Genomic DNA, 12,250 nt, shown 5'->3' with positions numbered 1-12,250 from the left:
CCGCTGACCCTCGTGTTGACGATCGCGAGAAGTTGTGGTGTGCTTACGTCCATGGTTGAACCGATCCGATGGGGAATCCTGGCGACCGGTGGAATCGCATCGACCTTTGTGGAAGATCTTGCCCTCCTCGACGATTGCCGCGTCACTGCTGTGGCCTCTCGATCGGCGGAGCGCGCCGCCGCGTTCGCCAAGAAGCACGACATCCCCCAGGCCTGGGAGTCCGTCCAGGCCCTTGCGGCGGACGACGAAGTAGACATCGTCTACGTCGCGACCCCGCATTCCCATCACTACCTGCCCACCCTCCAGCTCCTCGAAGCCGGCAAGCACGTCCTGTGCGAGAAGGCCTTCGCCTACAACGCCTCGCAGGCCCGCACGATGTTCGACGTCGCCCGCGAGCACCAGCGGTTCCTCATGGAGGCCATGTGGACCCGCTGCAACCCTGCGATCCGCGAGATGCGCCGCGCCATCAAGGAGGGCATGATCGGCGAGGTCGTGTCCGTGAACGGCAACTTCTCCTTCGCCGGAGACATCCCGCCGAGCCACCGGCTCCGCAACCTCGAGCTCGCCGGGGGCGCCCTCCTCGACCTCGGGGTCTACCCGATCACCTTGGCGCACTTGGTCCTCGGCAAACCCGACTCGGTCCAGGCCCACAGCGTCATGGACACCACCGGGGTGGACGCGCAGACCGCGCTGACCCTCAAGTACCCGAACGCGATCGCGCAGCTCTCCTGCTCCTACCGGGGCGGGCCGGCCAGCGAGGTCACCATCAGCGGCACCTTGGGCCGCATCGAACTGCGCGACTACGCTTACCGCCCGAGCGGCTACACGCTGGTCCGGTACGAGGAGTCGCCCCGCGAGTTCGAGGCGCCGTACGTCGGCCACGGCTACGTCCACGAGGCGCTGGAGGTGCACCGGGCGCTGCGCCAGGGGCGACTCGAGTCGACGCTCGTGCCGCCCCAGAGCACCATCGAGGTCATGGAGATCATGGACGAGGCGCGCGCCCAGATCGGGCTGCGCTACCCCGGCGAGACCCACCCGAGGTAACTCAGGCCTGAAGGCCCGCAGGCGGATCAGTACTCGATCTGCTTGCGGGCCTCTTCGCGCTTCGCCGCGATGGCGGCGTGCTTCTCACGCAGCCACGCCACCCGGTTCTCGGCGGTCTCGATCGCGGTCTGCTCGGCCTCCTCGACGAGCACGCCGCGCCGCGCGGCCTCCTCGCGGAAGACCTGGTCGAGGCCGGGCAGCAGGGCCATCACGGGGCCGGTGAAGAACCCGGTCTCGGCCTCCTTCGTGCGGATCCAGCCCTTGTACTCGATCTCGCAGACCACTTGGCGCCGACCGGCTTCGGGGTCGCGGATGGCGAGGTCGGCGACCATCGCCCAGATCGTGAAGATCGCGGAGGTGGCCTTCTCGGCGACCCAGCCGCGGCCGGGCACGAGCGGCAGCAGGTTCTCGATGCTCTCGCTGAACGAGTCGGTGGAGAGCTTCTGGATGATGCCGTCCAGGGAACGCGTGCGGATGGCCTTCACCTTGGGCCACTTGGCCGTGGAGCCGTCGAAGCCGACCTCTTCGGGGCCGATGTCGATGGTCCCGAAGTTGTCGAGCAGGCCCAGGAGCATCCCGGTCCCCATGGGGGGCTTGCTGCCTGAGGTGATGAGCTTGCCGAGGCTCCACTGCCACTCCTCCTGCACCGGCGAGGCCGGCAGCGGCAGGCGCCGCAGGAGCTCTTCGAGGTCGCCCTCTTTGAACGCGGTCTTCGCGTCGCTCGCGAAGTTGACGGCGCCGTCCCGCTTGGCGACCGCATAGCCGGTGGTGGCGTCCACTTTGCTCTTGGCGAGGCCGACGGCGGCGTCGCGCTTCTCCCGGGCCGCGTCGACGCCCACGTCGACGACCATCTTGCCCGCTTCCTGCGCGCGCTGCTTCATCTGCTCAAGGCGGTCTTTCATTCCCATGCGAGCAAGATACAGCTCTCGGGCCAGTCACCCGGTTTCGCGGCGTCGGGGGCCTGTCGGCGCCGGTCTAGAGGCCGCGTTCGCGGTCGAACCGGGCGCGCTGGTCCTCGGGCAGCGTGCTGCGCACCATGCCCATCACGTCCATGCGGTCGCCGAGCAGCGACTGGGCCATCTCGGTCATCTTGACGCCGTACTCGGCCTTGGCCTGCTCGATGAGCATCATGATCGACGGCGCGAGGGACTGGCGCATCCGCATCGCGTACTCGTCGATGCCGATCTGGGCGACCTTCCCCTCGGCGTCGAGCTTCACGCGCAGGAGGCCGTCCTCAGAGACCACCTCGACCTCGCTGGCGCCCATCTCATCAGCGAGCTGCTCGTACCTCGCCATCATCTGCTCGGCGTCGGCCTGCATCTGCTCCAGGCGCCGCAGCATTTCCTGGGGGTCGCGGTTCCGGTCGGTCATCGTCACGCCTCCGTCTCGGGGTCGACCCGCGGCAGCCCGCCGCCGAACACGTTCTCGCTGACCGGCAGGCCCATGATGCGGCCCATCTCGGCCGAGAGCTCGGCCTGGACCTTGTGCTCGGCCGCCCGGATCGTCTCGACGATCGCCTCGCCGAGTTCGACGCCGCTCAACTGGAACGCGCTGAGCCGCAGATCGAGCTCCCGGAGGTCCCCGGCGGCACCGGTGACGACGCGGACGGAGCCGTCCTCGCTCACCGCCTCGCCCTGCGCCTCGACGGCGAGGCGCTGGATATCGGCTGCCTTGCGCTGCATGTCCGCTGTCGGGTCCGCGTCCACGGCGCCTCCTCTCGATTCCCCGCGACCGGGCTTCGCCCGCGGTTCACCTGATGCTAACCGGGCCCCGCTAGCGACCGAACACAGCGTGCGCACGCCGTCGCACAGTCCGTGCCGGCCTTTGCGCCCGACCGCACCCCGGTCTCCGACACCGACAAAGCCGGGTCCCGACGCGCTTCCGGCCGGGACCCGGGCGTTCACTGCTACTTGCCGTCGAGCTGCCCCTGGAGGTTGCCGAACTCGCCGGCGATGTCGCCGTCGGCCGCTGCGTAGTCGTCGGCGCACTGGCGCAGGCTCGTCGCCGTCCCGGTCTGGGCCGTGGAGAGGTCGCCGATGACCTCGGTGAGGCCCTGGCCGGTGTCGGTGTACTTGCTCGCGAAGATCATGCCCGGGAGGCCCCAGGTCATGTCCGCGGACGTGGCCTCCTGGGCGACCGACTTGATCGAGTCGGTGTTGCTCGCCAGGCCGTCGAGCGCCGAGGCGGTGGCCACCAGCTCGTCCGGGTCCACGGCCAGCTGCCCGCCGCTGCCGCGCGAGATGCCGCTCTCGTTGGGCATCAACGCGTCCATGGCGGCGTTCTTGCCGATGTCCTTGCCCTGCATGACCGCCCCGAGGCCGCCGACGGTGGCGATCGAGAGGCCGGCCTTGGCGCCGATGGCCTTCAGGAAGTCGAGGAAGCCGCCCGCGCCGCGCAAGATCGTAGGGTTGTCCAGCAGGAACTTTCCGAGGAAGCCGTAGAGCATGCGGAAGAGCTTGCTGGCCTCGGAGAACTTCCGGAACGCGCGGCTGAACATCGAGTACGACTTGTAGGCCGCCGAGAGCAGGAACGTGGCGACCGAGGCGCCGAACGTGAATGCGCTGGAGGCCAGCGCCACGAGGCCGCGCATGATCAGCCACGACACGAGTTCGGCGATGATCGAGCGGATGACCGCTTCGATGGTCTCGGCCAGGAGCTTCGACCACTTCAGGAGCTGCTGCACGCCCTCGACCTCGTGCGCGGCCGCGAAGGCGGAGGCCTCGAGGCCGCCGAGCTGGTCGAACGCGGCGTCGGCGGCTTGGCCGGTCCACGAGGTCAGGTGGCTGTTGACGGCGTCGGCGGTCTCGTCCTTGAGCGCGGTGAGCGCCTCGGCGACCTGGCCCCAGACATCGATCTGGACCTGCATCTCGTCGGGGTCGCCCGAGACCGCGTGCAGCATCTCCTGCAGGGGGTCGACGAGTTCGAGCACGATGCTCAAGCCGGCGTTGACGAGTGCGTAGACCGGGTCGCGGACGGCGAGCATCGCGTCGAGGCCGAGGGTGTAGATGTCGCCGGCGAGCCCCGCCGCGGAGGCCATCCGGTCGTCGCCGGCCACCGTGCCGTAGATGTCCTCGGCGGTCTTGTAGACGCTCTTGACGACGGGGGTGCCCTGGGCGATGTCGGTGAGGGTGCCGTCTTCGGTGGGCTTGTCGTACTGCGAGATGTCGGATCCGTGTTGATCGGCGTTGCCTGCCATGGCATCAGACTCCAGTGGGCCGGGGGATGAACACTCCGTGTCGCTTCGGGGTCGGCGACCGGCCCAATCTAACGCATCCGGGCAATCCCCGGTCAAGTGTCGTTCCCTCACATACGGTCGCAGCGACCCGCCAGCGCGCGGAGGAACGCCACCTCAGCGTGCAGACCGCGCTTGCCCCGGCGGCGGATCCGGTCCCCGAACACGACCGCCCAACCGCCGAGGAGCGCCCATGAACGGCGGGGTTTGGCGAGGAGCTCGCGCTCGTCCAGAAGGTGCCGGGCGAACGCGTGGTCGACGGCCGAGACCCGCAGCAGCCGCTCGGCCGTCGCGTCCTGCAGGTGGAACCTGGTCGCCCCTGGGAGCCAACCGCATTCATCGCTCGTCATCACCGGGACCCACTGCCGGACGACCAGTCCGGGGCGCGGTCGCTGCAGCGGGACGGCGACGAAGGCCCCGCCCGGGTGCAGGTTCTGGTACTGGACGTGGTCCTCGCCGAGCGGGACCTTGACGACCCGCTCCCAGGCGATGGCGTGGCCGCCGTCGACCTGCCCGGAGACGACATTGGTGAGGCGCCCCGAACCGATCTCGCCGAAGGTCCGCGCCATGTGGGGCGCCTGGACGGCCGCGTCGTAGCGGAGACCGTTCCTCTCCGCGAAGCGGGCCGTGCGGCGGGCGTGCAGACGCTGATCGACAGAGTCCACGCCCGAGTTGATGAGGCCTTCGAGCAGCATCTCGACCATGTTGTGCTCCTTCGGATAAGACGATGGCCGGGCACGCGGCCCGGCCATCATCGCAATTCGGGCCGAACGACATCGATCATCGTCCGGCCCGGAATCCACTTACGTGTAGGGGTCCGATTCTTCGTTGCCGATGCCCCAGACGTCGTCGTCCTCGGTCAGCCAGGTGCCGGTCTCCTGCTCGCCTTCACCTTGGCCGCCCATGCCGCGGCCGCCACCGGCGCCGCCCATCATGCCGCCGGCCATGCCACCGCGACCGGCGCCCATGCCCTTGGGACCGCCACCGGCCCCACGGCCTCCTGCGCCACGACCGCCGCCGGCACCTGCGCCGGCTCCACGGCCGCCACCGGCGCCGCCCATCATGCCGCCGGCCATGCCACCGCCGAGGCCGCCGGCACCGAGACCACCACCGGCCCCACCGCCCATGCCGCCACCGGCACCGCCGCCGACGCCACCGCCAAGCCCACCACCGAGCCCGCCGCCACCGCCGCCGAGCCCACCACCGGAGGCCAGACCACCGGAGATGTCATCGGGGTCGGGAACGTTGGAGTCCCAGGGGTTGTCGTCGAGCCCGCCGGGGTCGATGCCTCCGTTGCCCGGCGGGTCGATGCCGCCGGTACCGGGCGGGTCGAAGCCATCGGGGTTGGGCGGGTTGAACGGCGGAGTCGAAGGTGTGTCCGGGGTCGGCGAATCGAACGACGGCGGGTTGAGGCTTCCTCCCGCGGAGGGCATGCTTCCGCCGCCGCCGGGGTTCGTTCCGGGGTACTGATTGGTCGGCTGGCCCTCGTTGAACGTCGTCGGTTCGGCTTTCGTCACCGTGGGCTTGAAGGTCGACACTTCGCTGCTGGCCATGTCGCGACGGCCGGTGATGTCGTTGTTGATGTTGTCCAGACGCTGCTGGTAGTTGTCGTCGAGGTCTTGGACGTCCTCGGTGATCTGCGCGTTCGCGTCTTCGGCTGCCAGATTGTTGGCCTGGTCACGCGAGAAGCTTCCCGGCGTGAATCCGTTGGCCTCGCTGTTGTAGTACTCGAAGTAGTAGTCCGAGCGGGCCTGCTCGAAGTTGTTGACTTCGTCGCGGTAATTCGATCCTTCGCCGTCCGGATTGAATCCGGCCATCTTCAGGATGTCGTTGCCGCTCTCGTTCGAGCACGCGTCGTCGATGATCTTGCACTCGCCGCTCCAGAATGCCGGGCGGACGTGGAACTGGGCGCTCTTCCAGAAACCCCTGTCGTCGGTCCAGATCAGCGGAGCCGGGTAGAGGACCTCACCCGAGTCGCCGCCTTGGAGGGCGTAGACCGACTGCTCCTTCTGTTCCAGAAGAGCGAGGGCACCGCTGCCGCCACCGTTGCCGTCGGCGGTGCCGATGTCCTCTTTGATCTTCGCAAGATTGGTCTTGACGATCTCGGCCTGGTCGGTGAAAGCGTCGAGGTCGTCGCCCGCCCATTCCTGGGTCAGCGCTTCCAGGGCAGAGGTGAATTTGCTCTCGAGCGGATCGAAGGTGACGAGGAATTCCTTCCAGCCGTCCTTGACCGCTTCCATGGAGTAGTCGTCTCCGTCCGCGCCCCGGTACTGCGCGACGATTTCGCTGACTTCCATGTCGTTGGGGGTCGCCATCCCGGAGGGGATCGCCTTGATCCGGCCGATCTGGCCCTTGACCGGAATCGCGGACATCAACTGCAGCCAGGGTTCTTCACCGGGGTTGCTCTTGTTCTGGCAACTGCCGTTGGTGCATCCGGAACCGTTGACGAAGTTGCGTTGGAATCGCTGCTGATCCATCGCATTGCCGCCCTGTTCCATGGCGGCGTACGTTTCCTGGTCGTATTCCCCGTAATCGACTTTATCGCTCACGAGCTGCTCCTAACCGATTGTCTCGGTGATCGACTGGTGCACGGAGGGGATGTAGTCGCTCACCAGCCACTGCTGCAGCGCCTCATCTTCGAACGGGTAGGCGAAGTCTTCGACTGACTGCCCGCTCAGGTCGTCCTGGTTGGCCTCGTAGTATTCCCTGCCGAGGTCGTTGCTGTAGCGGATGAGGATCTGGATCATCCATTCGCCGTCTCGGGCGATCGCGTTCAAGCTGTGGGACTGGTCGTCCTTGGCGACGATCAGCACGCCTTCATCCCACTCCGACCCCAGATCGACCCGGTCGAGCTCTTCCCAGGTCGAGCTCTGCTCGGCTTGGGCCTCCTGGTCGTCGACCGTGCGCTCGACGTAGCTCTCCTCGGCTTCCGCCTCGGTGTCCCATGGGATGATGCCGCCCCACAGTTCGCCGTCGTTGGTCATCTCGGTGCCGGTCGCCATGGTGAAGGTCGAAACGGTCACGAGCCCGTTGCACGTCAGCGCCTGCTGGTCCATGCCCGAGCCCCAAGGGTTGCTCGCCAGCTCGCCGTCCTCGACGGCCGCGATCTGCATGTAGTCGCGGACGGGTTGCAGACCGTCCAGGACCTCGCAGGCGTCCCAGGACCGCATCTGCTCTGCCACCGCGCTGCCGGCGGCTTCCTCCGACGAGTCGGAGTCCCCGCCGTCCTGACCCTGGCTGCACGCGCCGGCCAGCAGAGCGGTCGATCCGACGGCCGCGATCATGAGCTTGCGCCAAGCCTTCATTGCTTTCGAACTCCCTTGGTTTTCGGCGACTGCTTGTGGTTGTGTCCCCAGGCGGCACTCACGAGAGCGCGTCTCCGTAGGATTCGTGCTCGGCCACGGTCGCGTCTTCGGAGCTTGCGTACTGGTCGATCACGCCATCGAGCTGCTCCAGCATTCCGTACAGCGCAGCCCGGGTCGTTTCCAGGTTCTGCCAGGTCGTGCTGTGGAATTCCGCGTAGGTGCCTTGCGCAGTGCCTGACTCCGGAAGCGTCCCCCAACGCGGCTCGCGACTGAGGACCTGCCCCTCTTCGAACTTGGTCATCAGCTGCGTCTCGATCGGGTCCAGAAGCTTCTCGCGGATGGTCCGTTGGAACTCACGCGCGGCCTCGGGGTCGAACTTGTTCTGGGCCATAGGGGGTCCTCCGGGGGCATGACAGGTCTCGGGTATAAGTCCAAATTCAGGTTAGCAGGGGCTCGCAACCCGTACAGTCCTGGCGAACTCCAGTGAACGACCAGCTCAAGGCGTTCACGAGCGGCCCTTGCGGCAGCGCGAATCTCAAGGAGCCCGACCTCCCCCCGTACCTGCTCGCGGGCCGCTCTGTCGAGGAGATCCTCCAAGGCGGCGTTCGAGTGGTCGAACGGACCGCCTGACCGGGACCTCGCTCAGCCACCGCTCTTCAGCTGGTCGATGACGGCCGACCACCAGGATTCAGGATCGGCGAACGCGGGCGGGTCGATCTCGTTGAGCTGTCGTTTGAGCTCCACCGCACGAGGCGCTCTGCCGGGTGTGCCGTTGTCCCAGTCGATGAATATGCCGAGGTGGTAGAGGAAGTCCACGAAAGCGGCCAGGCTGGAGTTGACCGGCTCGATCGTCGGCGCTTCGATGTCGAGGAGCATGACCTCACCGGACTCGGCATTGAACACGAACCACATGTCCCGGTTGGCGGGAACCGTGCCGATGAGCATGAGCCGGTACGGCTTCACGTCGGTGATGCGCACCTCGACCTGGTCGTAGAGCTCGACCTCGCCTTCGAGGTACGCGGTGAAGACCTCAGACATGTCCAACGGGATGAAGTCGATGGAAGGGTACGAGGCTGCAGGAGCCGGGAGCACTTCCATCCACAGCTTCCGCGGATAGGGAACGTTGTTCTCAGGTCCCCAGGCCGCTAGGTATTCCGCGGCGCTCGGCATCGCATTTCCTTTCATTGAGGGCTCGCGGTCAGATCAGGCCGTTCGCGTGGAGGAACTCTATCCAATGCTGTGAGTTCCGGGCCTGCTTGCGGTCCTTCGGGTTGAAGCACAGCTCGCCATGACGGGGCCCCATGGCGTACTCGTTGACGAACGCGAAGAGGTCAGGGCTGAACGAGCGCACACGCCGGGCGGGTGCGGGCTCCAAACCGGCGACTTCACCGCTCTCCTTGTGCAGCAGCAAGGTCGCCTTCTCGTGATACTGGGCGATCGCGATCCATTGGCCGCTTCCCGCAGGATCGATCCCGCACGTTCGGAAAGTCTCGGCCAGATCGTCGGTGCGCTCGTACAGGATCTCATCGGGAAAGAACTGCAGCACCCCGTAATCGGATGCGGACTGCTGCCCGTAGAGCCGCCACAAGTCTTGGCGCATAGGCGGTTTCACGGTCATGCTCGCACCCTCGAAATGGCCTATGCCCATGCGGTCGAGGTCCCACGCAGCAAGCTTGGCCGGCTTCTTGAAAACCTTGTTGGCGGCGGCCTTGATCCGGGCGAACTTCTCCTCGAACTCCCGCTCCGAGGCGCCGGGTTCCGCTTCGGTCCATGCCCGGGGCGGCTCGGTCGTCGGCTGGAGGTACTGCCCGTCCCACTGCGCTTTCAGCTGCCGCAGAACATCTGGCTCGTAGCAGCCGGCGGATTCGAGCAGCCCGAGCCACCCGTCCTCATCGCCCAGGTGCACGGTCATCTGCGACGGGTCCATGGCAATGGTCGGATACTCCGGTCCCAGTGCGAAACGGTCGAAGAACTCGAAGATATCGGGAGCGAGCCTGCGCAAGCGGCGGCTGCCGGCCTTGATCTCGTCGGCGCTGGTAACCGCGACGGCGCCGGTTTCGGTGTGCAGGTAGACCGTCGCTTCAGCGCACCTGCCGAACGGCGCCCAACGCTCCGGCTCGGGCTCGAGGAATTCCCACTCCTCGAAATCGTCCGTGGCCTCGTGGCGGCCGGCCTCGATCTTCTCGATCGTCCAGAACACCATCGAACCGCAGCGAGGAGCGTAGGTGATCTCGTACAGCTGCTCGATCTGGCTCGGCGCGGCGCCGGACGCACTGCGCCCCCGCGGCAGCGCCCACAGGCTGTCAGCATCTGTCGGAATCGCACCTCTGACCTGGTCGATCTTGGTCTGCACCCGGCTGCGGTCCATAAAGCCTCCCTCACCATCTGCTCACAGCGATCTGGAAGGTCGCGCCGTTCGGGAGGTCCTTGATCCGGTTCATGATCTGGGCCCCCACGCTGCGGTTCACGCCGCTGTCGAGCATCCACATGTTGGAGGCTATATCCAACCCTCCGGCCTGCAGTTCGTGGATGTGGTCGGCATCCATCGTGTCGAACGTGTCCTGCATGGTCTTCCGCTTCGCAGCATCGGGCTCGGCGTTGATCTGGTCTTGGATCTTCTTCCGGTAGTCCGCCTGGGCCTTGCCGGTCCGGTTGATCTGACTTGCTGGGGTCTTCTTCAGCTTGCCGCGCGAGCCCAGGCCCTGGAGCGCCTTGATCTTCTTCCGGAAGTCCCCCGTGGGGTGCTTCGTGTTCCTTTTGAGGATGATCACGTAGTCGGGTCCGCCTTTACCGCCCTTGGCGACCTTGAAGACGTTGTTCCTGCCCAGGACCTTGCTGACCAATTTGCCGCCGACGGCGTTCCTGGCGATCTGCGCGTTCGTGCGCGGCCTAGCCATTGAGCACCATCTCGATCGCCATGCTGATGAGCTGGTCGACGATGATGCCCGTGATCGTCTTGAAGATCGGGATCTGGACGAGGGAGGCCCCGAAGGTGACCGCGGCCGTCGCGATCGCCTGTGCGATCTGGAAGGCGAGCATCACCAGTTGCACGATGACCTGGACCTTCAGAGCGAGCACGACTCCGGCCGCGATGGTCAGGCCGATGTTGATGATGTTGGTGGGATCTGCGGCGTCGGCGATGTTCCGGACTGCCGACTCGGCATCGTCCCACTCGCTCTTGAACGCTTCGATCTCCTTGCCGACGTTGTTCTCCAGGAGCGTCGATGCGGCGGCGTTCAGCGACTCGATCCTCCCCGAGATCTGGTCCGCCATGCCGGTCCACTCACCGGCGAGATTGAAGATCGATTCCTCGTCGGATTCGGGGAAGTCGTAACCGAGCATGCTCAGCAGGCCGGTGAGTTCTGAGGGTAGTTGCAAGCCCATGGGGGTGGTACCTCCTCGGAGGCCGGGGTTGAGGTCAGGTGCCGAGCTCGCCGAGGAGCTCGTTGAAGATCTGCGCGGCCTCGTCGTCAGTGGCCTGGTGGTTGTCGGCCATCTCGCGGACGCATTGCGCGTAGTCGGCGATCTCTTCGATGTTGGTTCCGAAGCATTCGCTGAGGGCGTCAGCGCAAGCCTGGTGGGCGATGCCGACGAGCGTGCCGATCTCGTCGCCGCCGAAGGCGTCGGCGAACTGCTCCAGTGCACCGGTGAACTGGTCGAGGAGTCCCTGCACTTCTTCTTTGGCGGCGTCGAGCTGGTCGGCGGCTTGGCGCATGGAGTCCGGGTCGATGTCGAAGCTCGGCACGGCTACTTGCCTCCGTGGATCTTCGACATGACCTCGTCGATCGAAGCACGCATGGCCTGGAACTGGCGCAGCGAGCGGTCCTGGATCTCGGCGACCGACTCGTTGATGGCCTCGAGGTCCGGCAGGGGTTCGTCCGTTCCGATCGCTTCGGCGCGTTCGTCCAAGGCGGCGTTGACCATGCGTTTGATCTCGCCGAAGAGCACTTCGGAACCGATGCGCATGATGCGGGGGTCGAACTCGAACTTGTCGACGCGGCCTTCGGTTCCGAGGGTGAGGCGCAGAAGCCCTTCCACGCCTTCGACTACCACTGGTGCTACTTGACCGGCCTCAGGGGATTTGATGGCCGTGCTCAGCGTGGCGCGGGCGTCCGCGAGCTGCTGAGCGATCGCGTCCTCTCCGAACATGTGATCTCCAGTCGCTTTGGGCTATCTGAGGATCACTCATCATATATCGGCAGTGCAAACCGGAGGGTTCGTCGATTCGTTGCGCAGCAACCACTTCCGTCACTCTGCCGTGTCGCGTGCGAAGAACACTGCGGCTGCTCCAGAGAGCGTTGCAGCACCGCTCAGGCGTAGAGGTCGTCGCCTTCGGCGAGGCGGGTCATGTCCGTAGCCACTTGCTGGTCGACGGTGCCGCCGGTGTCGATGGCGGTCTGGAGGCCGGCGATGAGGCCGTGGAGGGTGCCGCGGAGGTACTGGAGGTTGCGCCAGGTCGTGGCGTGGAATTCGGCGTACTCGACGGCGGCGTTCTCGGCAGCGCCGGGGGCGGTGCCGAAGGCGGGGGCCTTCTTCAGGTCGCCGTCGCTGAGGGACGGGATGATCTCGTTCTCGAGCTCTTCGAGGCGTTCGGCGAGGAACTGCCGGTAGCGCTCGAGTGCGGCCGGATCGAAAGCGCGCGTGGGCATGTCGGGGTTCCCTTCCGAAG

General features: G+C 66.4%; 17 protein-coding genes. 2 read left to right on the top strand and 15 right to left on the bottom strand.

Going from position 1 to position 12,250, the window contains the following annotated elements:
• The first annotated feature begins 51 nt into the window (after positions 1–51).
• A complete protein-coding gene (locus O2L52_RS17170) occupies positions 52–1,044 on the top strand; it encodes a Gfo/Idh/MocA family protein (protein ID WP_270116991.1) in 993 nt (330 codons plus the stop codon).
• A 26-nt stretch (positions 1,045–1,070) separates the two neighbouring features.
• Here O2L52_RS17170 and O2L52_RS17165 read toward each other — a convergent pair whose 3' ends face one another.
• From O2L52_RS17165 to O2L52_RS17130, 8 genes are all read right to left on the bottom strand, one after another.
• Positions 1,071–1,952 carry a hypothetical protein gene (locus O2L52_RS17165; protein WP_270116990.1) on the bottom strand — a complete coding sequence of 294 codons (882 nt, stop codon included), beginning with the start codon at positions 1,950–1,952 and terminating at the stop codon, positions 1,071–1,073.
• Between the two features lie 67 nt (positions 1,953–2,019).
• On the bottom strand, positions 2,020–2,415 hold the full coding sequence (locus O2L52_RS17160) for a YbaB/EbfC family nucleoid-associated protein (RefSeq protein ID WP_270116989.1): 396 nt from the start codon (positions 2,413–2,415) through the stop codon (positions 2,020–2,022).
• Between the two features lie 2 nt (positions 2,416–2,417).
• A complete protein-coding gene (locus tag O2L52_RS17155) occupies positions 2,418–2,750 on the bottom strand; it encodes a YbaB/EbfC family nucleoid-associated protein (protein WP_270116988.1) in 333 nt (110 codons plus the stop codon).
• A gap of 200 nt (positions 2,751–2,950) precedes the next feature.
• Positions 2,951–4,240 (bottom strand): WXG100 family type VII secretion target, encoded by a 1,290-nt coding sequence (locus O2L52_RS17150; RefSeq protein ID WP_270116987.1) that lies wholly within the window; start codon positions 4,238–4,240, stop codon positions 2,951–2,953.
• A 107-nt stretch (positions 4,241–4,347) separates the two neighbouring features.
• Positions 4,348–4,980, bottom strand: coding sequence for a hypothetical protein (locus O2L52_RS17145; RefSeq protein WP_270116985.1), 633 nt, complete (start codon positions 4,978–4,980; stop codon positions 4,348–4,350).
• Positions 4,981–5,079: 99 nt separating this feature from the next.
• Positions 5,080–6,825, bottom strand: a complete 1,746-nt coding sequence (locus O2L52_RS17140) for a hypothetical protein (protein WP_270116983.1) — start codon at positions 6,823–6,825, stop codon at positions 5,080–5,082.
• Positions 6,826–6,834: 9 nt separating this feature from the next.
• Entirely contained in the window at positions 6,835–7,581 is a 747-nt protein-coding gene (locus tag O2L52_RS17135) for a hypothetical protein (protein WP_270116982.1), read from the bottom strand.
• Positions 7,582–7,639: 58 nt separating this feature from the next.
• Positions 7,640–7,972, bottom strand: a complete 333-nt coding sequence (locus tag O2L52_RS17130) for a hypothetical protein (protein ID WP_270116981.1) — start codon at positions 7,970–7,972, stop codon at positions 7,640–7,642.
• Positions 7,973–8,064: 92 nt separating this feature from the next.
• Between O2L52_RS17130 and O2L52_RS17125 the strand changes: the two genes are divergently transcribed.
• Positions 8,065–8,211: a hypothetical protein gene (locus tag O2L52_RS17125; protein WP_270116979.1), complete on the top strand. Its 147-nt coding sequence runs from the start codon at positions 8,065–8,067 to the stop codon at positions 8,209–8,211.
• Positions 8,212–8,223: 12 nt separating this feature from the next.
• On the opposite strand, the gene O2L52_RS17120 is transcribed toward O2L52_RS17125, so the two are convergent.
• From O2L52_RS17120 to O2L52_RS17090, 7 genes are all read right to left on the bottom strand, one after another.
• Positions 8,224–8,619, bottom strand: a complete 396-nt coding sequence (locus O2L52_RS17120) for an SUKH-4 family immunity protein (RefSeq protein ID WP_270116977.1) — start codon at positions 8,617–8,619, stop codon at positions 8,224–8,226.
• Positions 8,620–8,779: 160 nt separating this feature from the next.
• Entirely contained in the window at positions 8,780–9,949 is a 1,170-nt protein-coding gene (locus O2L52_RS17115) for a hypothetical protein (protein WP_270116975.1), read from the bottom strand.
• Positions 9,950–9,959: 10 nt separating this feature from the next.
• A complete protein-coding gene (locus O2L52_RS17110; RefSeq protein ID WP_270116973.1) occupies positions 9,960–10,478 on the bottom strand; it encodes a polymorphic toxin type 15 domain-containing protein in 519 nt (172 codons plus the stop codon).
• Positions 10,471–10,965 (bottom strand): WXG100-like domain-containing protein, encoded by a 495-nt coding sequence (locus tag O2L52_RS17105; RefSeq protein ID WP_270116972.1) that lies wholly within the window; start codon positions 10,963–10,965, stop codon positions 10,471–10,473. The genes O2L52_RS17110 and O2L52_RS17105 overlap by 8 nt, the downstream gene beginning before the upstream one ends.
• 34 nt (positions 10,966–10,999) lie before the next feature.
• On the bottom strand, positions 11,000–11,326 hold the full coding sequence (locus O2L52_RS17100; RefSeq protein ID WP_270116971.1) for a WXG100 family type VII secretion target: 327 nt from the start codon (positions 11,324–11,326) through the stop codon (positions 11,000–11,002).
• A gap of 2 nt (positions 11,327–11,328) precedes the next feature.
• The gene (locus tag O2L52_RS17095; protein ID WP_270116970.1) at positions 11,329–11,730 is read right to left on the bottom strand and encodes a hypothetical protein; all 402 of its coding nucleotides are present in this window, start codon (positions 11,728–11,730) and stop codon (positions 11,329–11,331) included.
• A 161-nt stretch (positions 11,731–11,891) separates the two neighbouring features.
• On the bottom strand, positions 11,892–12,230 hold the full coding sequence (locus O2L52_RS17090; RefSeq protein ID WP_270116969.1) for a hypothetical protein: 339 nt from the start codon (positions 12,228–12,230) through the stop codon (positions 11,892–11,894).
• Between the last annotated feature and the right edge of the window lie 20 nt (positions 12,231–12,250).

Origin of the sequence: Glycomyces algeriensis (assembly GCF_027622855.1) — a bacterium.
GTDB lineage: Bacteria > Actinomycetota > Actinomycetes > Mycobacteriales > Micromonosporaceae > Glycomyces > Glycomyces algeriensis.
The sequence above is the reverse complement of the archived record's forward strand: the minus strand, read 5'-3'. Positions and strand labels throughout refer to the sequence as shown.